The 19,281-nt window shown below is 73.6% G+C and carries 23 protein-coding genes; 5 read left to right on the plus strand and 18 right to left on the minus strand.

All coding sequences use genetic code 11. The features are described 5' to 3' along the window. Positions 1-80: 80 nt before the first annotated feature. From yajC to pgsA, 14 genes are all read right to left on the minus strand, one after another. Complete coding sequence (gene yajC / locus HNR61_RS39270; RefSeq protein WP_182848225.1) at positions 81-545, minus strand: preprotein translocase subunit YajC; 465 nt, start codon at positions 543-545, stop codon at positions 81-83. A gap of 173 nt (positions 546-718) precedes the next feature. Then, the gene (gene ruvB, locus HNR61_RS39275) at positions 719-1,765 is read right to left on the minus strand and encodes a Holliday junction branch migration DNA helicase RuvB (RefSeq protein WP_218009654.1); all 1,047 of its coding nucleotides are present in this window, start codon (positions 1,763-1,765) and stop codon (positions 719-721) included. 23 nt (positions 1,766-1,788) lie between these two features. Beyond that, positions 1,789-2,391 (minus strand): Holliday junction branch migration protein RuvA, encoded by a 603-nt coding sequence (gene ruvA, locus HNR61_RS39280; protein WP_182848226.1) that lies wholly within the window; start codon positions 2,389-2,391, stop codon positions 1,789-1,791. After that, positions 2,388-2,993 (minus strand): crossover junction endodeoxyribonuclease RuvC, encoded by a 606-nt coding sequence (gene ruvC, locus HNR61_RS39285; RefSeq protein WP_182848227.1) that lies wholly within the window; start codon positions 2,991-2,993, stop codon positions 2,388-2,390. Before ruvC ends, ruvA begins: the two co-directional genes overlap by 4 nt. 98 nt (positions 2,994-3,091) lie before the next feature. Further along, the gene (locus HNR61_RS39290; protein ID WP_182848228.1) at positions 3,092-4,246 is read right to left on the minus strand and encodes a GNAT family N-acetyltransferase; all 1,155 of its coding nucleotides are present in this window, start codon (positions 4,244-4,246) and stop codon (positions 3,092-3,094) included. 126 nt (positions 4,247-4,372) lie between these two features. Continuing rightward, positions 4,373-5,125, minus strand: a complete 753-nt coding sequence (locus tag HNR61_RS39295; RefSeq protein WP_182848229.1) for a YebC/PmpR family DNA-binding transcriptional regulator — start codon at positions 5,123-5,125, stop codon at positions 4,373-4,375. Positions 5,126-5,128: 3 nt separating this feature from the next. Next, entirely contained in the window at positions 5,129-5,749 is a 621-nt protein-coding gene (pdxT, locus tag HNR61_RS39300; protein ID WP_182848230.1) for a pyridoxal 5'-phosphate synthase glutaminase subunit PdxT, read from the minus strand. 102 nt (positions 5,750-5,851) lie between these two features. Next, positions 5,852-6,466 (minus strand): DUF6928 family protein, encoded by a 615-nt coding sequence (locus HNR61_RS39305; RefSeq protein ID WP_182848231.1) that lies wholly within the window; start codon positions 6,464-6,466, stop codon positions 5,852-5,854. A 172-nt stretch (positions 6,467-6,638) separates the two neighbouring features. Beyond that, complete coding sequence (gene pdxS, locus HNR61_RS39310) at positions 6,639-7,562, minus strand: pyridoxal 5'-phosphate synthase lyase subunit PdxS (RefSeq protein WP_182848232.1); 924 nt, start codon at positions 7,560-7,562, stop codon at positions 6,639-6,641. Between the two features lie 129 nt (positions 7,563-7,691). Beyond that, positions 7,692-8,723: a DUF3048 domain-containing protein gene (locus tag HNR61_RS39315; RefSeq protein WP_312898317.1), complete on the minus strand. Its 1,032-nt coding sequence runs from the start codon at positions 8,721-8,723 to the stop codon at positions 7,692-7,694. A gap of 92 nt (positions 8,724-8,815) precedes the next feature. Beyond that, complete coding sequence (locus HNR61_RS39320) at positions 8,816-9,352, minus strand: hypothetical protein (RefSeq protein WP_182848233.1); 537 nt, start codon at positions 9,350-9,352, stop codon at positions 8,816-8,818. Between the two features lie 10 nt (positions 9,353-9,362). Continuing rightward, positions 9,363-10,526 carry a glycosyltransferase family 4 protein gene (locus HNR61_RS39325; protein WP_182848234.1) on the minus strand — a complete coding sequence of 388 codons (1,164 nt, stop codon included), beginning with the start codon at positions 10,524-10,526 and terminating at the stop codon, positions 9,363-9,365. Then, positions 10,523-11,455, minus strand: coding sequence for a phosphatidylinositol mannoside acyltransferase (locus tag HNR61_RS39330; RefSeq protein ID WP_182848235.1), 933 nt, complete (start codon positions 11,453-11,455; stop codon positions 10,523-10,525). Before HNR61_RS39330 ends, HNR61_RS39325 begins: the two co-directional genes overlap by 4 nt. Beyond that, positions 11,452-12,087 (minus strand): phosphatidylinositol phosphate synthase, encoded by a 636-nt coding sequence (gene pgsA / locus HNR61_RS39335; RefSeq protein WP_182848236.1) that lies wholly within the window; start codon positions 12,085-12,087, stop codon positions 11,452-11,454. The genes HNR61_RS39330 and pgsA overlap by 4 nt, the downstream gene beginning before the upstream one ends. 329 nt (positions 12,088-12,416) lie before the next feature. Between pgsA and HNR61_RS39340 the strand changes: the two genes are divergently transcribed. The 3 genes from HNR61_RS39340 to HNR61_RS39350 all read left to right on the plus strand — a co-directional run bounded on the left by HNR61_RS39340 (position 12,417) and on the right by HNR61_RS39350 (position 15,992). Then, positions 12,417-14,582: an elongation factor G-like protein EF-G2 gene (locus HNR61_RS39340; protein WP_182848237.1), complete on the plus strand. Its 2,166-nt coding sequence runs from the start codon at positions 12,417-12,419 to the stop codon at positions 14,580-14,582. 97 nt (positions 14,583-14,679) lie between these two features. Next, positions 14,680-15,132 (plus strand): hypothetical protein, encoded by a 453-nt coding sequence (locus tag HNR61_RS39345; protein WP_182848238.1) that lies wholly within the window; start codon positions 14,680-14,682, stop codon positions 15,130-15,132. Continuing rightward, the gene (locus tag HNR61_RS39350) at positions 15,129-15,992 is read left to right on the plus strand and encodes an HTTM domain-containing protein (protein WP_182848239.1); all 864 of its coding nucleotides are present in this window, start codon (positions 15,129-15,131) and stop codon (positions 15,990-15,992) included. The genes HNR61_RS39345 and HNR61_RS39350 overlap by 4 nt, the downstream gene beginning before the upstream one ends. A 12-nt stretch (positions 15,993-16,004) precedes the next feature. On the opposite strand, the gene HNR61_RS39355 is transcribed toward HNR61_RS39350, so the two are convergent. Together HNR61_RS39355 and HNR61_RS39360 are read right to left on the minus strand one after the other, a co-directional pair. Beyond that, positions 16,005-16,436 carry a thiol-disulfide oxidoreductase DCC family protein gene (locus tag HNR61_RS39355; protein WP_182848240.1) on the minus strand — a complete coding sequence of 144 codons (432 nt, stop codon included), beginning with the start codon at positions 16,434-16,436 and terminating at the stop codon, positions 16,005-16,007. 5 nt (positions 16,437-16,441) lie between these two features. Continuing rightward, on the minus strand, positions 16,442-16,999 hold the full coding sequence (locus HNR61_RS39360; protein WP_312898318.1) for an HIT family protein: 558 nt from the start codon (positions 16,997-16,999) through the stop codon (positions 16,442-16,444). Positions 17,000-17,228: 229 nt separating this feature from the next. On the opposite strand from HNR61_RS39360, the gene HNR61_RS39365 reads away from it, so the two are divergent. Together HNR61_RS39365 and HNR61_RS39370 are read left to right on the plus strand one after the other, a co-directional pair. Next, on the plus strand, positions 17,229-17,837 hold the full coding sequence (locus tag HNR61_RS39365; protein ID WP_182848241.1) for an Asp23/Gls24 family envelope stress response protein: 609 nt from the start codon (positions 17,229-17,231) through the stop codon (positions 17,835-17,837). A 73-nt stretch (positions 17,838-17,910) separates the two neighbouring features. Further along, a complete protein-coding gene (locus HNR61_RS39370; RefSeq protein WP_182848242.1) occupies positions 17,911-18,306 on the plus strand; it encodes an STAS domain-containing protein in 396 nt (131 codons plus the stop codon). Here HNR61_RS39370 and HNR61_RS39375 read toward each other — a convergent pair. Together HNR61_RS39375 and HNR61_RS39380 are read right to left on the minus strand one after the other, a co-directional pair. Further along, on the minus strand, positions 18,285-18,911 hold the full coding sequence (locus HNR61_RS39375) for a hypothetical protein (protein WP_182848243.1): 627 nt from the start codon (positions 18,909-18,911) through the stop codon (positions 18,285-18,287). The two genes, HNR61_RS39370 and HNR61_RS39375, sit on opposite strands and share 22 nt — an antisense overlap. An 81-nt stretch (positions 18,912-18,992) precedes the next feature. Then, positions 18,993-19,280, minus strand: coding sequence for a hypothetical protein (locus HNR61_RS39380; RefSeq protein WP_182848244.1), 288 nt, complete (start codon positions 19,278-19,280; stop codon positions 18,993-18,995). Between the last annotated feature and the right edge of the window lies 1 nt (position 19,281).

A 19,281-nucleotide genomic window follows, 5' to 3' on the forward strand; every position in this document is an offset into this window, starting at 1 on the left:
CGCCCGGGCCTGGGGACATTGCTACGAGGCGGAGCCACTGGTCGTCATACTTCCCGTCTGAGTTCGGTGCCGGCGCGACGTCAGGCCGACGGCTTCTCCGTCGCCTTGCTCTCCGCCTTCCCGGCCTTCTCGACCTGCTCGACCTGCTCGGTGTCGTCGGCACCCTTGTCGTCCTTGGACAGGTCGATCGACTCGCCCGCGGGCTTGCCCTCGTCGCCGTCGAGGGCGTCGGCGTCGCCGGCCACGGCGTCCTCCCGGACGACCTGCATGATGGCCTGCCTGACGAAACGGGCGTGCACGCCCGGGGAGATCTCCAGCACCACGCCGTCGTCGTCGACCTCGACCACGGTGGCGTGCATGCCGGCGGTGGTGACCACCTTGGCGCCCGGCGAGACGGAGTTCTGCATCCGCAACTGCTCCTTGCGCCGCTTGTTCTGCGGGCGGATGAGCAGGAAGTAGAACACGACGGGCACCGCGAGGAGCAGCAGCAGGTTGAAGGCGCCGCTGCCGGAGTTCTGTGCCGCGAGAATCATTTCGTTGCCCATGATCGGGCGTCCTTCCGATGTGGTTTGCCCCAGCCCGTCGCCGGTACCGGCCGTTCACGGGCCCGTCGGCTGGGAGACGGTGACCAAGTCCCGGAGTTTAGAGAGTACGCCAGGGCCCGGCAACGACGGGACGAGCGGCGACGCCGGGAAGTTCCCAACCCGTTACCGGAAGATCACTGTTGTGGGTCCGCCCCCTCGTCGAGGTCGAACAGCGTGCCCGCCAGCGGCGCCGTCGGGGGCGGCGTGAGGCCCAGGTGGGCCCAGGCGGCGGGGGTCGCGATCCGGCCGCGCGGGGTGCGGGCCAGCAGCCCCTGCCGGACCAGGAACGGCTCGGCCACCACCTCCACGGTCTCGGGCTCCTCCCCCACCGACACCGCCAGCGTGGACAGGCCGACCGGGCCGCCGCCGAACTTGCGCAGCAGCGCCCCCAGCACCGCCCGGTCCAGGCGGTCCAGGCCGCGTTCGTCCACCTCGTACAGGCGCAGGGCGGCCTTGGCGAGCTCCTCGGTGACCACGCCGTCGGCGCGGACCTCGGCGTAGTCGCGGACCCGGCGCAGCAGCCGGTTGGCGATCCGGGGCGTGCCCCGGGACCGGCCCGCCACCTCGGCGGCCCCCTCGTCGGTGATCTCCACGTCGAGCAGCCGCGCGGACCGCCGGACGATCACCTCCAGCTCGGCGGGGGCGTAGAAGTCCATGTGCGCCACGAACCCGAACCGGTCGCGCAGCGGGCCCGGCAGCATCCCGGCGCGGGTGGTCGCGCCGACCAGGGTGAACGGGGCGATGTCGAGGGGGATCGCGGTCGCGCCGGGGCCCTTGCCGACCACGACGTCGACGCGGAAGTCCTCCATCGCCATGTAGAGCATCTCCTCGGCGGGGCGGGCCATCCGGTGGATCTCGTCCAGGAACAGCACCTCCCCCTCCTGGAGGGTGGACAGGATCGCCGCCAGGTCCCCGGCGCGCTCGATGGCCGGGCCGGAGGAGATCCGCAGCGGCTGCCCCAGCTCCGCCGCGATGATCATCGCGAGGGTGGTCTTGCCGAGGCCCGGGCCGCCCGACAGCAGCACGTGGTCGGGGGTGCGGCCGCGCCGCAGCGCGCTGTGCAGCACCAGCGAGAGCTGCTCGCGCACGCGGTCCTGGCCGACGAAGTCGTCGAGCTTCTTGGGCCGCAGCGCGGCCTCGATGACCTGTTCCTCGGCGCTCTCGGCGCCGCCGGACACCAGCCGGTCGGTGTAGTCGTCGTCGTTCACTTGCTCAGCTTCTTCAGCGCGGCCTTCAGCAGGACCGGAACGGGCGGGGTGGCGCCGTCGCCCAGGTCGGCGGCGACCGCGTCCACGGCGGCGTCGGCGTCCCGGGCGGACCAGCCCAGGTTGATCAGACCGGCCTGGACCTGCTCGCGCCACGCCGCGCCCGCGGCGGCGGGCCGCGCCCTCGGCGCGTCCCCGCTGGGCGCGCCGAGCCGGTCCCTCAGCTCCAGCACGATCCGCTGGGCGCCCTTCTTGCCGATGCCGGGCACCTTGGTCAGGGCGGTGACGTCCTCGGAGGCCACCGCGTGCCGCAGCGCGTCGGGGCTGTGCACCGCCAGCATCGCCAGCGCCAGCCGGGGGCCGACGCCGCTGGCGGTCTGCAGCAGCTCGAACACCTGCCGCTCGTCGTCGTCGGCGAACCCGAACAGCGTCATCGAGTCCTCGCGCACCACCAGCGAGGTCGGGACCTTCGCCTCCTCGCCGACCCGCAGCCCGGCGAGCGTGGCCGGGGCGCACTGCACCGCGTACCCGACGCCACCGACGTCGATCACGGCGCCGTCCGGTCCGGCCGCGGCCACCCGGCCGCTGACGAAGGCGATCACTGTCCGTATCCTCCCTTGCCCCGGGCGGCCCGGCGGGCCGCCGCCAGCTTCGCCGCGTTGATCTCGGCCTGCGTCATCCCCGCGCCGCCGGGCGCCGCCGCCCGCCGGGCCCGCGCCAGCCTCGACTGCGCCCCGCCCCGCCACACATGGCAGATCGCCAGCGCGAGCGCGTCGGCGGCGTCGGCGGGCTTCGGCGGCGTCTCCAGCCCCAGCAGGCGGGTCACCATCGCGGTGACCTGCGCCTTGTCGGCCCGGCCGTTGCCGGTGACGGCGGCCTTGGCCTCGCTGGGGGTGTGCATCCCCACCGGCAGGCCGCGCCGCGCCGCCGCGACCAGCGCGATCCCGGCCGCCTGCGCGGTGCCCATCACGGTGCTGACGTTGTGCTGGGCGAACACCCGCTCCACCGCGATCGCGTCCGGCCGCCACTCGTCGATCAGGGCGTTGATCCCCTGGTCGATGCCCAGCAGCCGGAGCGCGATGTCGTCGTCGGGGCTGGTGCGCACCACGCTGACGTGGAGCATCCGCAACGGCCTGCCGGGCACGCCCTCCACGACGCCGACGCCGCACCGGGTGAGCCCCGGGTCCACGCCCATGACCCGCACGACCCACTCCTTCGATCATCTGTTCGGCTGCCGCTCCACGCTACCGAACCCCGGCGACATCCTCGCGCACGGCGTGCCGTGTCCGGAACGGTCCGGCGTCAGAAGTGGTCCAGCGAGAACGGGACCGCCGCGAACACCGCCCCCAGGGCCGCCAGGTCGGCGGCGCCGCCCTCCAGCAGCCCGGCGCGCCGCAACGTCGCCACCGGAACGCCCGCATACAGGGCCGACAGGCCGCGCGTCCCCACCCGCACCGGATCGGCCGCGCCGCCGGAGGGCTCCAGCACGCCCCGCCCCTCCTTCACCGACAGCAGCCAGTCCCCGGAGTTGGCGGGCAGGTGCGGATCGTCGATCCGCAGCGGGACGCTCGCGTGCACCGCCGCCGGGAACCCGCGCGCCCCGATCGCGGCGGGGGCGTCCACCACCCGCAGCATCCAGCGGGTGCGCTCCACCCTCTCGGCGGTCCGCTCCCCCAGCAGCCACAGCACCGGGTCGTCCGGCGCGACATGGGCCCGCACGGTGTCCGCCGTCGAGGACGTCGAGCCGACGATCGCCCACAGCGCCCGCAGCGTCGCCTCCGACGCCGCCACGACCCGCTCGACCTCCAGCTCGCTCGGCCCCGACCACTGGTACGCCAGGTACCCGTCCTCGGCGAGGTAGAAGAAGCGGTCGTCCTCGGCGAGGAAGGCGCGCCACACCTCCTCCCGCCAGCCGACCGGACCGCAGTCCCCGGCCGCCCCGTGCACCCGCGCGATCACCGCGGCGACCTCCGCCGCGTCCCCGGCCCCGGCACGGCGCACCGCGACCCGCTCCCCGCCGACCCCGCGCAACGCCTCGGTCCGCAACTCGGCCACGTGCAGCGCGCCCGCGTGCTCCCAGCCCAGCGAACGGTAGAGCGGCGTCGTGGCCGGATACAGCATCGACAGCGGATGCCCGTACTCGGCGCAGCGCCGCAGCACCTCGGTCATCATCCGGCGGCCGAGCCCCCGGCCGCGCTCCTCCGGCGCGACCGCGACGCCGCCGACCCCGCCCATCGACACCGGCCGCCCGTGCCACCACTGCGTCATGTCGTGCAGCCGGGCCGTCGCGACCAGCCGGTCCCCGTCGAACCCCCCGTACTGCCGCCCCGCCTCGACCACGGGCCGCGCCACCCGCAGCGTCTCCGCCCAGTCCGCGTCCGAGAACCGGCCGAACGCCTGGGAGCGGATCGTGCGGGTGACGTCCATCTCGTCGAAGGTCAGCGAACGAATCTCCATACGCCGACCGTAACGGCCTTCCCGCTCGCGGGCACACGGGCCGGAACACGAGCCGGAAACACGAGCCGAAAACACGACGCCGCCGCGTCCCCGGGGGGGATGCGGCGGCGTTCGACCGTGCGTTCGTCAGGCGTCGACCGCAGCCATGACCTCGTCGCTGACGTCGAAGTTGGCGTAGACCTCCTGGACGTCGTCGGAGTCCTCCAACGCGTCCAGCAGCTTGAACACCTTCCTGGCGTTGTCGGCGTCCAGGGGCACGCTCATCGTCGGCAGGAACTTGCTCTCCGCCGAGTCGTAGTCGATGTCCGAGTCCTGCAACGCCTTGCGGACCGCCAGCAGGTCGCTCGCCTCGGAGACCACCTCGAAGGAGTCGCCGATGTCGTTGACCTCCTCGGCGCCCGCCTCCAGGACCGCCATCATGACGTCGTCCTCGGTGGTGCCCGCCTTGGGGACGATCACGACGCCCTTGCGGTTGAACATGTACGACACCGAGCCGGGGTCGGCCAGCGAGCCGCCGTTGCGGGTCAGCGCGACGCGGACCTCGGAGGCCGCGCGGTTGCGGTTGTCGGTGAGGCACTCGATGAGCACCGCGACGCCGCCGGGCGCGTAGCCCTCGTACATGATCGTCTGCCAGTCGGCGCCGCCCGCCTCCTCACCGGCGCCGCGCTTGCGCGCGCGCTCGATGTTGTCGTTGGGCACCGAGCTCTTCTTCGCCTTGTAGATGGCGTCGTAGAGGGTCGGGTTGGCGTCGGGGTCACCGCCGCCGGTGCGGGCCGCGACCTCGATGTTCTTGATCAGCTTGGCGAAGAGCTTGCCCCGCTTGGCGTCCAGGGCCGCCTTCTTGTGCTTGGTCGTCGCCCATTTGGAATGGCCGGACATCCGTCAATCCTCCTGATCCATCGCCCGGCGCACCAGATCGGCGAAGTAGTGGTGCACGCGGAAGTCGCCCGTCAGTTCCGGGTGGAAGGAGGTCGCCATGAGGCGGCCCTGACGGACGGCGACGATCCTACCGACGTTCGGGCCGGTCTCGGCACGACCGAGGATCTCGACGCCCTCGCCGACGTTCTCCACCCAGGGGGCGCGGATGAAAACGGCGTGGTACGGCGTGTCCCCCATGCCGGTCAGCGGCACCTCGGCCTCGAAGGAGTCCACCTGGCGGCCGAAGGCGTTGCGGCGCACGGTCATGTCGATGCCGCCGATGGTCTGCTGGCCCTCGATGCCGCCGGTGATCCGGTCCGCCAGCATGATCATTCCGGCGCAGGTGCCGTAGGCGGGCATGCCCGCCTCCACGCGCTTGCGCAGCGGCTCCATCAGCTCGAAGGCGGTGGCGAGCTTCCACATCGTGGTGGACTCCCCGCCGGGGATGACCAGCGCGTCGACGGCCTCCAGCTCCGCGGGTCGGCGCACCGTCGCGGTGCGGACGCCGGCGCCCGCCAGGGCCCGCAGATGCTCGCGCACGTCGCCCTGCAGGGCGAGCACGCCGATGGTCGGCTCAGCAGTCACCAATGGTCCTTCCGGGATGCGCGCGGGGGGTCGGTCGCCACCACCCTAGACGCTCCTTACAACGCGCCCGAACCGGGCCGTTCTTCCCCGGACAGGGGCGGGTCAGCCCAGCTTGAAGCGCCTGACGGGCAGCTCCAGCGGCAGGAAGCCGTCGGCGCCGCGCTCGCCGATGCCGCGGCCGAACATGTGGGTCTCGGCCAGCGCCAGGCCGAACGCCTCGGGGGCGAACGGCAGCGGGACGTCGGGTTCGCCCTCGTCGATGGCCTTCCAGAACGGGTACTCGGCGGGCAGCCGCGCCCCCTGGTCGACCACGACGCCGTCCTCGGCGGTGACGAACACGTCGCGGCGCAGCTCGCCGCCGGTGTACCAGCGGAACCAGCAGCCGGGCACGACGCTGTTGATCACCAGCACGCCGCAGCGCGCGTCGGGCAGGGCGGTGGCGACGGTGTCGGCGATGCGGCGGGCGTCGTCGTCGGGGCGGAACAGCCGCCGGTCGCACACCAGCAGCGCCCGGTCGAACGCGCCGACGAACAGCTCGTCCTCGTAGGGCCACAGCCCGAAGTCGAGGACGGTCTCGCCGGTCTCGGTGAGCCCGGCCGACGGGTGCAGGCGGCGCGCCAGACCGGCGGCGGCCGCGGGGTCGGGCGCCAGTCCCGGCCGGAAGACCTCGGCGGGATCCCCCGCGCTCGCGCACGCCAGTGCGACCGACCACCCCATGCTCGTTTCCCCTCCCGCGGCCGTACGCGCCCTGGGGGCCCGGCACCCCCCTTCGGCCGCGCGGCCAGCGTAAACCCTGCGGCCCGGCGGTGTGGAGGGGGCGCGAAAATAAACCGCCCGGTCGCTTGACCGGGCGGTCTCACACCGTGTCAGGCGGCCTCTCGGGAAGGGGTCACCAGCCGCGGTGGGCGAACTTCTGGTCCTCGCCCAGGGAGGCGACGTTGATGCCGACCATGGCCTCGCCGAGGCCGCGGGAGACCTTGGCGATGACGTCGGGGTCGTCGTGGAAGGTGGTGGCCTTCACGATGGCCTCGGCGCGCTGGGCCGGGTTGCCGGACTTGAAGATGCCGGAGCCGACGAACACGCCCTCGGCGCCGAGCTGCATCATCATCGCGGCGTCGGCCGGGGTGGCGATGCCGCCGGCGGTGAACAGCACCACCGGGAGCTTGCCCTTCTCGGCGATCTCCTTGACCAGCTCGTAGGGGGCCTGGAGCTCCTTGGCCGCCACGTACAGCTCGTCCTCGGGCAGGCCCTGCAGGCGCTTGATCTCCTGGCGGATCTTGCGCATGTGGGTGGTGGCGTTGGAGACGTCCCCGGTGCCGGCCTCGCCCTTGGAGCGGATCATCGCCGCGCCCTCGGTGATGCGGCGCAGGGCCTCGCCCAGGTTCACGGCGCCGCAGACGAAGGGGACGGTGAACTTCCACTTGTCGATGTGGTTGGTGTAGTCGGCGGGGGTGAGCACCTCCGACTCGTCGATGTAGTCGACGCCGAGCGACTGGAGCACCTGGGCCTCGACGAAGTGGCCGATGCGGGCCTTGGCCATGACCGGGATCGACACCGCGTTGATGATGCCGTCGATCATGTCGGGGTCGCTCATCCGGGAGATGCCGCCCTCGACGCGGATGTCGGCGGGGACGCGCTCCAGGGCCATGACGGCGACGGCGCCGGCGTCTTCGGCGATCTTGGCCTGGTCGGGGGTGACGACGTCCATGATCACGCCGCCCTTGAGCTGCTCCGCCATGCCGCGCTTGACGCGGGCGGTCCCCGTCGCGGGCACGGTGTTCTCGGTGGCGGCACTGGGAGTGGACACGGGCATTCCTCACGTGGCGGACGATAAGTCGGTCCCATGATATTGCCTGCTAGCGCCCGTTACGGACCCGGCAGAGTGTCAGCGGGGGCCGCGCTCGCCTTACGGAGTGACCGATCGGAGATCGTCCGGGGGCGGTCAGGGGATGCGGGGCTTGCCGTCGTTGACGAGGACGACCCAGACCTGGCCGGGCGCGAAGGTCATCGGCTTTCCGTCGGCGGTGGTGAACGTGGTGCCCTTGTCCTCGGCGGGCCGGGACCAGCGGGCGTCGTAGGCCCTGCCGTCGCGCAGCACGACGGCGCGGCCGGTGCCGGTGGTGTGGATCAGCGGCGTGTAGGAGCCGAGGAAGTCGTGGAACCTCGACCGCGTGGTCCTGGCGTACTGGACGACGACGGTCCGGCCGCCGAGCCGCCCGCCCTCGGCGGCCGTGTGCGGGCTTCCGCCCCACGACGACAGCCAGCGCTTCTCCCTGGCCGACCAGGTGAACGCCATCGTCGCGGCGGGCCACCTGGCGGTGAAGCTCCTGGTCGGCCTGCCGCCCTCGGGCGCGGGGCCGAAGCGGAAGCCGATGTCGCGGGGGCCCTGGGCCTTGGGCGCCTGCTTCAGCAGGACCTTGGGGTCGGCGTAGAGGTTGTAGGGGATCTGCTTGGGCCCCCGGCGGTAGTAGGCGCGGCCGGCGTTCTCCTGCGAGATGTCGTACACCGGGGCCCGGCGGACGTACTTCTTCATCTTGCCCTGCACGCCGGAGAACGCGAACGCCGGGCGGCCGAACTGCGGCAGGATGTGCAGGTCGGAGATGCGGGCGCTGCGGACCGGGCCCACCTGCCCCGGCAGCCTGGAGGAGTAGACGGCCATCAGGCGGGTCTCGCCGCCCTCGACCTGCTCGACGTAGACGATGTCGGCGGCCGACACCCCGTGCTGCGGCATGGCGGGCCGGGTGTTCTCGATCTTGACGGCGAGTACCGGGTTGCGCAGCCCGGTGCGGCCCCCGGTGAACGGGTGGACGGCCGGCGTGGGGCTCGGAGACGCGGGGGCGGCGGCGTTGCCCGGCGGCGGGACCACCTTCGTCCCCTCCCCGCCGGAGCAGGCGCCCAGGCTTCCGCCGAGGACGGCGGCCCCCAGGACGAGGGCCGTCCGGCCCCGGGTCGAGCACTCCCAGACCAGGCGCACGGCGTCCTTCCCTCCGGTCGGCGACGTGCCCGAGGGTAGCCAACCCCTTGTCGCCCTTTGTCCAGATTCGCGGCAAAGGTGGCTGCGGTCGCTCACCACTTGGGCGGATCGTCGTCGATCTCGAAGAAGTCCGGCAGCGGGGCCTTGCCCGCCAGCGGCAGCACCCGGATCAGCAGCTTGGAGCGGGCGATCCGGGCGGCGGCGACGGCGTCGTTGTAGAAGTTGCGGGCATAGACGACCTTGGCCGCCGCGGCGGCCAGCTCGTCCAGCACCGCCTTGCCGTCGCCGCGGTCCTCCAGCGTCGCGGCGAACTCGGGCTGGTCCACCACCGCCCGCAGCGCCCGCGACAGGTCGCTCTCGGCGAACTCGCGGCCGTCGGCGTCGGCGGTGCGCGCCTCGTGGGCGGCGGTGGCCAGCACCAGGCTCGTGGCCGGGTCCAGCAGCCGGGAGGCGGCCAGCTCCAGCGCCACGGCGGCGCGGCGCACCAGCGCGGCGTCCAGCGCGGCGCGGGCGGTCTCGACGCGCACGTGCAGCCGGTCCAGCCGGGTCGCGCGCCACGACACGTACACGCCGACCAGGAACAGCAGCGCGACCCAGAACAGGATGTCGATGATCCAACCGGGGAACACGGGTCCTCCCTCACCCGCCCCGGCCGGAGGCCGTCACGGTCAGTCCGTCCAGCGCGACGGTCTCGTAGACGCGCAGCACGTCGCGGGCCACCGCCGACCAGTCGTAGACGCGCACGGCGGCGCGGGCCTCGGCCGACAGCTGCTTGCGGCGGGCCGGGTCGTCCAGCAGCTCCCCGGCGGCGGCGGCCAGGGCCTCGTGGTCGCCGACCGGGAACAGCGCCCCGGCGCGGCCGCCGCGCAGCACCCGGTCGAACGCCTCGATGTCGCTGGCCAGGATCGGCGCGCCCGCGCTCATCGCCTCGGCCAGCACGATCCCGAAGCTCTCGCCGCCGAGGTTGGGGGCCACGAACACGTCCACCGAGTGGTAGGCGCGGACCTTGTCCTCCTCGCTGACCATGCCGAGGACCACCACGCGGTCGCGCAGCTCCGGGGAGACCTTGGCGGCCACGTCGTCGGCGTCGCCGGGCCCGGCCAGCAGCAGCCGCAGGCCGGGGCGCTCGCGGCCGAGGGTCTCGAAGGCGCGCAGCAGCACCGGCAGGCCCTTGCGGGGCTCGTCCATGCGGCCGAGGAAGCCCAGTGTGCCGCCGCCCTCGACGGTCTGGTCCACGCCGTTGCGGCCGGGCCAGCCCGGCAGCGGGTCGGCCATGGCGTACTTCTCGGTGGCGACGCCGTTGGGGATCAGGACGGCGTCGCCGCCCAGGTGCTCCACCAGCGTCTTGCGGGCCGCCTCCGACACCGCGATCCGCCCGGTGATCTTCTCCAGGGCGCTCTGCAGGATCGGCGCGGTCACCGACACCATGCGGGACTTCTCGTAGGAGGCGTGGAAGGTGCCCACGATCGGCCCGTCGGCGGTCCAGCAGGCCAGCAGGCCCAGCGACGGCGCGGCGGGCTCGTGGACGTGCAGGACGTCGAAGTCGCCCTCGTTGATCCAGCGGCGGACGCGGGAGGCCGACAGGAACCCGAACGCCAGCCGCGCCACCGACCCGTTGTAGGGCACCGGGACGGCGCGGCCCGCCGGGACCACGTAGTCGGGCAGCGGGGCGTCGTCGTCGGCCGGGGTGATCACCGACACGTGGTGGCCGAACCCCAGCAGGGCCTCGGCCAGGTCGCGGATGTGCTGCTGGACGCCGCCGGGGACGTTCCAGGTGTAGGGGCAGACGATGCCGACCCTCACCGGCCGGCCTCCGCGCCGTCCCCGCCCCGCGGGGACAGGTCGGCCACCCACACCTTCTGCAGCATGTGCCAGTCCTCGGGGTGCGCGGCGATGCCCTCCTCGAAGACGCGCGCGAGCTCCTGGGTCATGACCTGGATCTTCTCCTGTCTGACGCCCTCGTCAGGCACCGGAATCTCCTCGTGGACACGTGCCGCCCAGTACTCGCCTTCGTACCACAGGGTGACCGGGTACAGGGCGGCGCCGGTCTGCATCGCCAGCGCCGCCGACACCGCGGGCATCCGGGCGGTCTCCCCGAAGAACTCGACGTCGACGCCGCTGTCGGTGAGGTCGCGGTCCACGACCAGGCACACCGGGCGGCCCGACCGCAGCCGCCGGGCGAGCTGCCCGAACGCCGCGGCCCCCCGGTGCGGCAGCACCTCCATCCCCAGGCTCTCACGGAATGCGACAAACCGGTCAAAAAGCGACTCGGGCTTGAGGCGTTCGGCCACGGTGGTGAACGGGTGGCCGTTGTGGACCAGCCACGCCCCGGCCTGCTCGTAGTTGCCCATGTGGGGCAGGGCGATGACCGCGCCGCGCCCGGAGTCGAGGGTGGCGAACAGCTTCTCGTGCCCGGTGATGCGCATCCTCCCGAGGATGCGGTCGCGGTCGTACTCGGGCAGCCGGAAGACCTCCAGCCAGTAGCGGAAGTAGGAGCGCAGCACCTTCCTGCTCAGCGCGCGGATCTCGTCGTCCACCTCCTTCTTGCCGGTGACGCGCAGCAGGTTGCGCTCCAGCTGCCGCACGCCCCGGCCGTGCCGCTGCCAGGTGCGGTCGGCCAGGGCGGTGAACGCCAGGCGGGCGGCGCGCTCGGGCATCTTGCGGACGACCGTCCAGCCCAGGGCGTAGGCGGCGTCGGTCACCTCGTCGCGCAGTCCACCGGTGTGGATCATGATTGCCTCTCCGGCTCGGGGGCGGCGCCGCCCGCCTCGGCGAGGGCCTGCCTGCGCACGACGGCGAACCGCTGGCCGACGGTGTAGGTGCTGAGGACCGCCAGCAGCCACAGCGCGGCGGTGAGGACGTAGGGGACGCCCAGGCCGTCGAGCCCGGCGGCGACCAGCGCGATGACCAGGCGTTCGGAACGCTCGGCGATACCGACGTCGCAGGTGAAGCCCAGTCCCTCGGCGCGGGCCTTGGCGTAGGACACCACCACGCCCGCCACCAGGCAGTACAGCGCGACCCCGGCCAGGGTCTCCTGGCCGCCGGCGTACAGCCCGATCGCCAGCCCGGAGAAGATCGCGGCGTCGGCGACCCGGTCCATCGTGGAGTCCAGGAACGCGCCCCACTTGGAGCCCTTGCCGGTGACCCGCGCCACCGCGCCGTCGAGCATGTCGAACAGCACGAACACCGTGATCACCATGGTGCCCCAGAAGAACGAGCCGCGCGGGAAGAAGCCCAGCGCGCCCGCGACCACACCGGCGGTGCCGATGACGGTGATGGCGTTGGGCGAGATCCCGGTCCGCGCGACCGCCTGGCCGATCGGGGTCAGGACTCGTCCCAGCGCGGGCCGCAGTTTGTTGAGCATCGCCGTCCGTTCTCGTGGTGTGGGGAGCCGGTCGGGCCCGCGGGCCGTGCGGCGCGCCCATCGTAGTGGGAGCGCCCGCCGGGCCGGGCCCGGACCGGGCGGGCCCGGCCGCCCGCCCCGCCGCCGGGGGGCCGGCGGCGCTTCTTCTGCCGTCCGCCTCTTGTGATCTGGCCCGTACCGGGAAAGGGTGGGTGGCACGGGTGTGACGTCGGTCACGCACGTCGCAGGCCGGGCGCCGCACTCGGACGTCAGGGCCGGGCCGATCCCTCGGCCGGGCCCGGAAGCCGCACGCGGGCTCCGGCGTGGGGGCCCGTCCGAGGAGGTTAGTCATGGCGGACAAGGGAGGCCACCCGGGGGGCCCCGGCAGGGCGCCGGAGGTCGGCCGGCCCGACGGGGTGCGCAACGTCGTGCTGGTCGGCCATTCGGGAGCCGGGAAGACGACGCTGGTGGAGGCGCTGCTGGCGGCCACCGGCACGATCCAGCGGCGGGGCCGCGTCGAGGACGGAACGACGGTCAGCGACTTCGACGATGTGGAGATGCGCCAGCAGCGCTCGGTGAACCTGGCGCTCGCCCCCCTCCGCTTCGGCGACGTCAAGGTCAATCTCATCGACACCCCCGGCTACGCCGACTTCGTCGGCGACCTGCGGGCCGGGCTGCGCGCGGCCGACGCGGCGCTGTTCGTCGTCTCGGCGGTGGACGGCATCGACGGGCTGACCCGGATGCTGTGGGAGGAGTGCGCGGCGGTCCAGATGCCCCGCGCCGTCGTCATCACCAAGATCGACCAGGCCCGGGGGGACTTCGACGACACCCTGATGACCTGCCAGGACGCGTTCGGGGAGGGCGTGCTGCCCTGCTACTTCCCGGTCGCCGACGGCGACCGGGTCAGCGGGCTGATCGGGCTGCTGACCCAGCGGTGCTTCGACTACTCCTCGGGCGAGCGCGTCGAGCGCGAGCCCGACCCCGAGTTCCTGGAGCGCATCGCCGAGCAGCGCGGCGCCCTGATCGAGGGCATCATCCAGGAGTCCGAGGACGAGTCCCTGATGGAGCGCTATCTGACCGGCGAGGACATCGAGGTCAAGGGGCTGATCGCGGACCTGGAGACCGCGGTGGCGCGCGGCAGCTTCTACCCGGTGCTGACCACCTCGGTGCCGCACGGCGACCACCCCGGCCCGGTGATCGGGATGGCCGAGCTGCTGGAGGTGATCACGCAGGCGTTCCCCTGCCCGCTGGAGCACACCGTCCCGCCGGTCACCGCCGTCACCGGCGGCCCGCCCCAGCGGATCGAGTGCGACCCGGAGGGCCCGCTGGTCGCCGAGGTGGTCAAGACCACCTCCGACCCGTACGTGGGGCGCATCTCGCTGGTGCGGGTGTTCTCCGGGACGCTGCGGCCCGACACCGTGGTGCACGTGTCCGGCCACGGCCTGGCCGACCGCGGGCACGAGGACCACGACGTGGACGAGCGCGTCGGCGCGCTGTCCTCCCCGCTGGGCAAGCAGCAGCGCACCATCGCCGAGTGCCGCGCCGGGGACGTCTGCGCGGTCGCCAAGCTGGCGCGCGCCGAGACCGGCGACACCCTGTCGGACCCGGACCGGCCGCTGCTGATGGCGCCGTGGACGATGCCCGACCCGCTGCTGCCGGTGGCGGTCCGCGCCCGGTCCAAGGCCGACGAGGACAAGCTCGGCCAGGCGCTGAACCGGCTGGTCGCCGAGGACCCGACGCTGCGGCTGGAGAACAACTCCGAGACCCGCCAGCTCGTGCTGTGGTGCATGGGCGAGGCGCACGCCGACGTGCTCATCGACCGGCTGTCCGCCCGCTACGGGGTGGAGGTCGAGCGCGTCGAGCTGCGGGTGCCGCTGCGCGAGACGTTCGGCGGCAGGGCCCAGGGCCTCGGGCGGCACGTCAAGCAGAGCGGCGGGCACGGCCAGTACGGGATCTGCCACATCGAGGTCGAGCCGCTGCCGTCCGGGGAGGGCTTCGAGTTCGTCGACAAGATCGTCGGCGGGGTGGTCCCCCGGCAGTTCATCCCGTCGGTGGAGAAGGGCGTGCGCCAGCAGATGACGCGCGGCGTGTCCGCCGGATACCCGCTGGTCGACATCCGCGTCACCCTGTACGACGGCAAGGCCCACTCGGTGGACTCCTCCGACATGGCGTTCCAGGCGGCCGGGGCGCTGGCGCTCAAGGAGGCGGCGACCAAGGTGCCGGTCCTGCTGCTGGAGCCGGTCGACGAGGTCGCGGTGCTGGTCGCCGACGAGTACGTGGGCTCGGTGATGTCGGACCTGTCCTCGCGGCGCGGCCGGGTGCTCGGCTCCGAGTCGGTGCCGGGCGGGCGCACGCTGGTCCGGGCGGAGGTGCCGCAACTGGAGATCATCCGGTACGCGGTGGACCTGCGGTCGATGTCGCAGGGCACCGGGACGTTCAGCCGGACGTTCCTGCGCTACGAGCCGCTGCCGACCCATCTGGCGGACAAGGTCGCCGCCGAGGAGCGCGTCGACTGAGACCGGCCGGCGGCAGGGCCGCCGCTGATCGTCTCGGCGCGGGCGCCCCGGCCCGGAGCGGCCGTGGGCGGGGCGTCCGCGCTCTACGCTTGTCCCCGTGCAGACGACCCCTCCGGCCCTCGGCCGCGCCCCCCGCCTGTGGCGGTCGCTGGCCGCCGCCGCGGTGACCGCGACCCTGGTGTGGACCACGGTCGCCGGGACCGACGACGACTTCCCGCTGGGCCCGATGACCCAGTTCGCCTTCTCGGTGTCCGACGACGGCGGCCAGATCCAGTCGCACTGGCTGGAGGCCGAGACCAGGGACGGGACGCGCTTCCGGCTCCCGATGGACGCGATGGGCGCCGGGCTGAAGCGCGCCGAGGTCGAGGGCCAGATCAAGCGGTTCGTCGCCGACCCCTCGCTGCTGGAGGGCATCGCCCGGCAGCAGAACGCGCGCCGTCCCGACCGGCCCCTGGCCCGGATCATCGTGGTGCGGGAGATCAAGCAGCTGCGGCGCGGCCGCGTGGTGTCGACCACCACGGCGCCCCGCGTCACCTGGGAGGTGCGATGAGGTCCCCGGCGAGCCTGTGGGACGGATGGTGGTTCACGCCGGTGCCCCGGGCGCGGATCGCGTGGCTGCGGCTGCTGGGGTACGGCTTCCTGCCGTTCGACATGCTGCTGCTGACCAACAGCGCGCTGGCGCACGCCGGGCTGCCGGCCGACCTGTACCAGCCGGTGCGGCTGGCGCGCTGGCTGCACCTGCCCGCGCCGACGCCGGTGGCGATGTACCTGCTGCTGGCGGTGACGCTGGTGAGCGCCGCCGTCGCCGCCGCTGGACGGCTGCCGCGCGCCGCCGGGCTCGTCACCGCCGCCGGGTACCTGTGGTGGGTCACCGTCGGCATGTCCTACGGCAAGGTCGACCACGACCACCTGGCGCTGGTGGTGGCGCTGTTCGTGCTGCCGACCGTCGGACGCGCGTCGATCCGCGACCGCGAGGGGTGCCACGCCTCGGGCTGGTCGGTGCGGTGCGTCCAGATCGCGGTGGTGGCCGCCTACTTCCTGTCGGCCTGGGCGAAGGTCCGCATCGGCGGGTTCCCCCAGTGGCCCAACGGCGCGACCATCCAGTGGGCGCTCAGCCGCCGGGGAACGCCGCTGGGGCGACTGCTGATCGACCAGTCGGCGGCGCTGCGGGTCGGCCAGTGGGGACTGCTGATCGCGGAGATGGTCTCCCCCGCGCTGCTGTTCCTGCGCGGGCGGGCGCTGTACGTGGGCGTCGCGATGTGCGTCGCGTTCCACGTCGTGACCTGGGCGATCCTGAGCATCCACTTCCTGCCGCACGCCATCTGGCTGGCGGCGTTCCTGCCGCTGGAGCGGCTCGGCGACCGCGTCGGCGCGCGCCGCGGGGAGAGGGAGCGGGTCGCCGTCGGCTGACGCCGGGAGGGGTCAGTCGCGGGGCCGCTGCCGCGCGGGCAGGGCGCACGCGGCGGTGCCGCCGGGCAGCCGGGAACGGTTGTTGGCGACCAGCCGGTACACGCCGTGGGCCAGCCACCGGAACGGCGGCACCCGCACCACCGCGCCCAGCGGCCACCACACCCCGCCCGCGTCCATCAGCAGCCGCGCCACCGCCTGCGCGCCACCGGCGACCCGGCCGCGCCGGTCGATCCACAGCACCTCGTAGTCGGCGCGTTCGGCGGTGGTGCCGAGCGCGTCCAGGTCGGCGAACTGGTAGGCGACGATCTCCGCCTGGGTGGGGATGTGGCGCTCCAGGAAGCGCACCGAGACGGTGCAGAAGCCGCAGTCGCCGTCGTAGAGCAGGACGGGACGGTCGTCGGCGGGGGCGTCCGCGGGGGTGCCGGTGGGGGTGGTGGGGGGCATGGTCCTCAGTCCTCGTCCGGCCAGGCTTCGGCGATCATCCGGCGGGTGTCGCGCAGCAGCTGCGGCAGCACCTTGGTCTGCCCGACCACCGGCATGAAGTTGGTGTCGCCGCCCCAGCGCGGGACGACGTGCTGGTGCAGGTGCGCGGCGATCCCGGCCCCGGCGACGTGGCCGAGGTTCATGCCGACGTTGAACCCCTGCGCGCCGCTGGCCTTGCGCAGCGCGGTCAGGGCGCGGCGGGTCAGCACGGCCAGCTCGGTGTACTCGGCGTCGTCGAGCTCGGTGTAGTCGGCGACGTGCCGGTAGGGCACGACCATCAGGTGGCCGGAGTTGTAGGGGTAGAGGTTCAGCACGGCGAACACCGCCGTGCCGCGCGCCACGACCAGGCCGTCCTCGTCGGACATCGCCGGGATCTCGCAGAACGGGCAGCCGTCCCCCCGGCCCGCCCCGGTCGGCTTGTTCTCGCCCTTGATGTAGGCCATCCGGTGCGGGGTCCACAGCCGCTGGAAGTTGTCGGGAGCGCCCGCGCCGCCCCGCTCCTCTTCGAGCTGGGGCTCTCGCACGCCCTGTCCAGGCGCTCGTTCGTGCACCACGGGCTTGTCCGGCTCTACGCTCAAGGCGGCGGTCTCCTTTTGTTCACGGCCTGTCCAGCAGCATAGAGAGCCGGGGCGCGCGCCCTGAAGTCGGGATGGCCGCCGAACAACGATCTTCACTCGGAAAACCGGGGGTCCCTGACACCCCGCGCGTCCCTCCTGCATCATGGGCACCAGCCGAACCGTGGGGAGCCGACCGATGTCCGACCTCGACAGCAGTTACTCCGGAGGCGCCGGGCCCGACCCGCGCCCCGAGGTCCGGTCCATGCCCTACCTGCCGGGGCCGCCGAGCGGCCCGTCCGCGCCGCCGGGACCGGGCGCGCCGACCGGGGCGACCGGGCCGCTGGCGGCCCCCACCGTCGCCCCGCCCCGCGAGCCCGCGCAGAGCGCGCAGTACGCCCCGAAGCGCGACTACTCCGAACCGGTCCCCGGGGGCTCCCGGGACCCCCAGGCGGCACAGGGACGGATCGTGATCGAGGACGCGGTCGTCGAGAGGATCGCGACGCTGGCGGCGCTGGAGGTCAGCGGGGTCGCCGGGCTGGGCGGGGAGGGCCCGCCCGCCGGGGAGGCCCCCGGCGGCGTTCCCGGCGGCCCGTCCGCCCGGCCGCCGGTGCGGGCGATGATCCGCGACGACGAGATCACCGTCGACCTGCGGGTGGCCGTGGAGTACGGCAGCGTGATCATGGAGGTGGCGCGGGTGGTGCGCGGCAACGTGGCGCGCGTGCTGGGGCTGATGCTCGGCATGCGGGTCGCGGCGGTGAACGTCACCGTCGAGGACGTCCGGATGCCCGCCGCCGACCGCGGCTGAGCCGTTCGCGGGCCTTCACCGGAAACCTCGCTCGAAAGCGCATAACCCCGTCCCTGACGGCCATAACACGGCAGTGGCGGAACTCTGGCTGTCCACTCGTCTGGTCGGGCCGCTGGCCGTGGTCCTGGCCGGCGGCGAGGTGGACCTGGGATCATCTCCCGACCTGCGCGACCACCTGCTGGCCGTGCTCTGCCACCTGGGTCCCTGGCTGGTGCTGGACCTGACGCGGGTGACGTTCGTCGACTCGTCGGGGCTGGCGGTGCTGGTCGACTTCTGGCGGCGGGCCCGCGCCGCGGGCGGGGAGCTGTTCCTGGTCGGGCCGAGCGGCGCGGTCGCCCGCAAGCTGGAGGTCACCGGGCTGGACCGGCGGCTGGCCGTCTGCCCCGACGTGGACTCGGTGCTGGAGTCGCTGCCCGCGTCCTGCTCCGGTCCCCACCGGAGCGCCGGTCAGGAGCCGGGCGGCGCGTAGCAGGTGTCGGAGGACAGGCCGGTCGACAGCGTGGTGATCTTCACGCGCTGTACCTGGAGCGGGGCCACGCCCGGGAAGCGGAACGTGTGCGGGCGCCCGCCCCGCACGGTGGTCTGCTGGGTCTTCGACCCGCCGGGCGTGATCACCTCGGCCTTGACCGCGCCGTTGCCCGACACCCGCACCACGACCTCCACGCCCCGGCTGTCGCCGGTGGGCCGGTAGAAGGCGGTGCCCTGGGGGCACCAGGTGAAGCCGACGTCGCCGGTGGTGGGCGACAGCCCGTCCTGCCGGCCCTGGCCGCCCTGCCGCCCCTGGTCGCCGCGCTGGCGGGGCTGGGTGGTCGGGTAGGGCCGGCCGCCCTGGTCCTGCTGGGGCGTGGGGTTGGTGGGGGCGGCGCTCGGGCCGCCCGCGCCGGGCGGCGCCGGGTCGGAGGGCCGCCCGGTGGCCCCTGCGTTCCGGCCTCCCGCCCGCGCGCCGTCGTTCCCGTCGAACAGCGGCATCAGCAGCACCACGACGGCCGCCACCACCAGCAGCACGGCGCCGCCGTAGCCGGCGACCCGGCTCCAGCCCGGCCGGGCCCCCATGGTCGGCTTCGTGGTCCTCATCCGCTGTCTCCCCGGTTGTGCCAAGTGACCGTTGAGGCTAACAGGTCGTCCCGGGGCGCTCCGACCTCGCTCGCCGCGTGGTCACGGTCCCTCGCCGGCCGCCTCGCCGCCCGTTTCGCCGCCGGCCTCGCCGCCCGTCTCGCCGGCGGCCGCGTCGAGGCGGGCGAACATCTCCGCGACCGCCGGATCGCCGCCGTCGCAGGCCCGGCAGTAGGTGATCGCGATCGCCGCGACCCCGATCGTGTCGGGGTCCAGCGGCACCGCCGCGGTGAGCACCTCCCGGCCGCCGCAGAGCTCGCAGGCCCGCGGGCCCCGCGCATCCGCCCGGGCGATGAGCCTGGCCACTTCCTGGATGTAGCGATCGTCCATG

Origin of the sequence: Actinomadura kijaniata (assembly GCF_014138665.1) — a bacterium.
In the GTDB taxonomy this organism is placed as follows: domain Bacteria; phylum Actinomycetota; class Actinomycetes; order Streptosporangiales; family Streptosporangiaceae; genus Spirillospora; species Spirillospora kijaniata.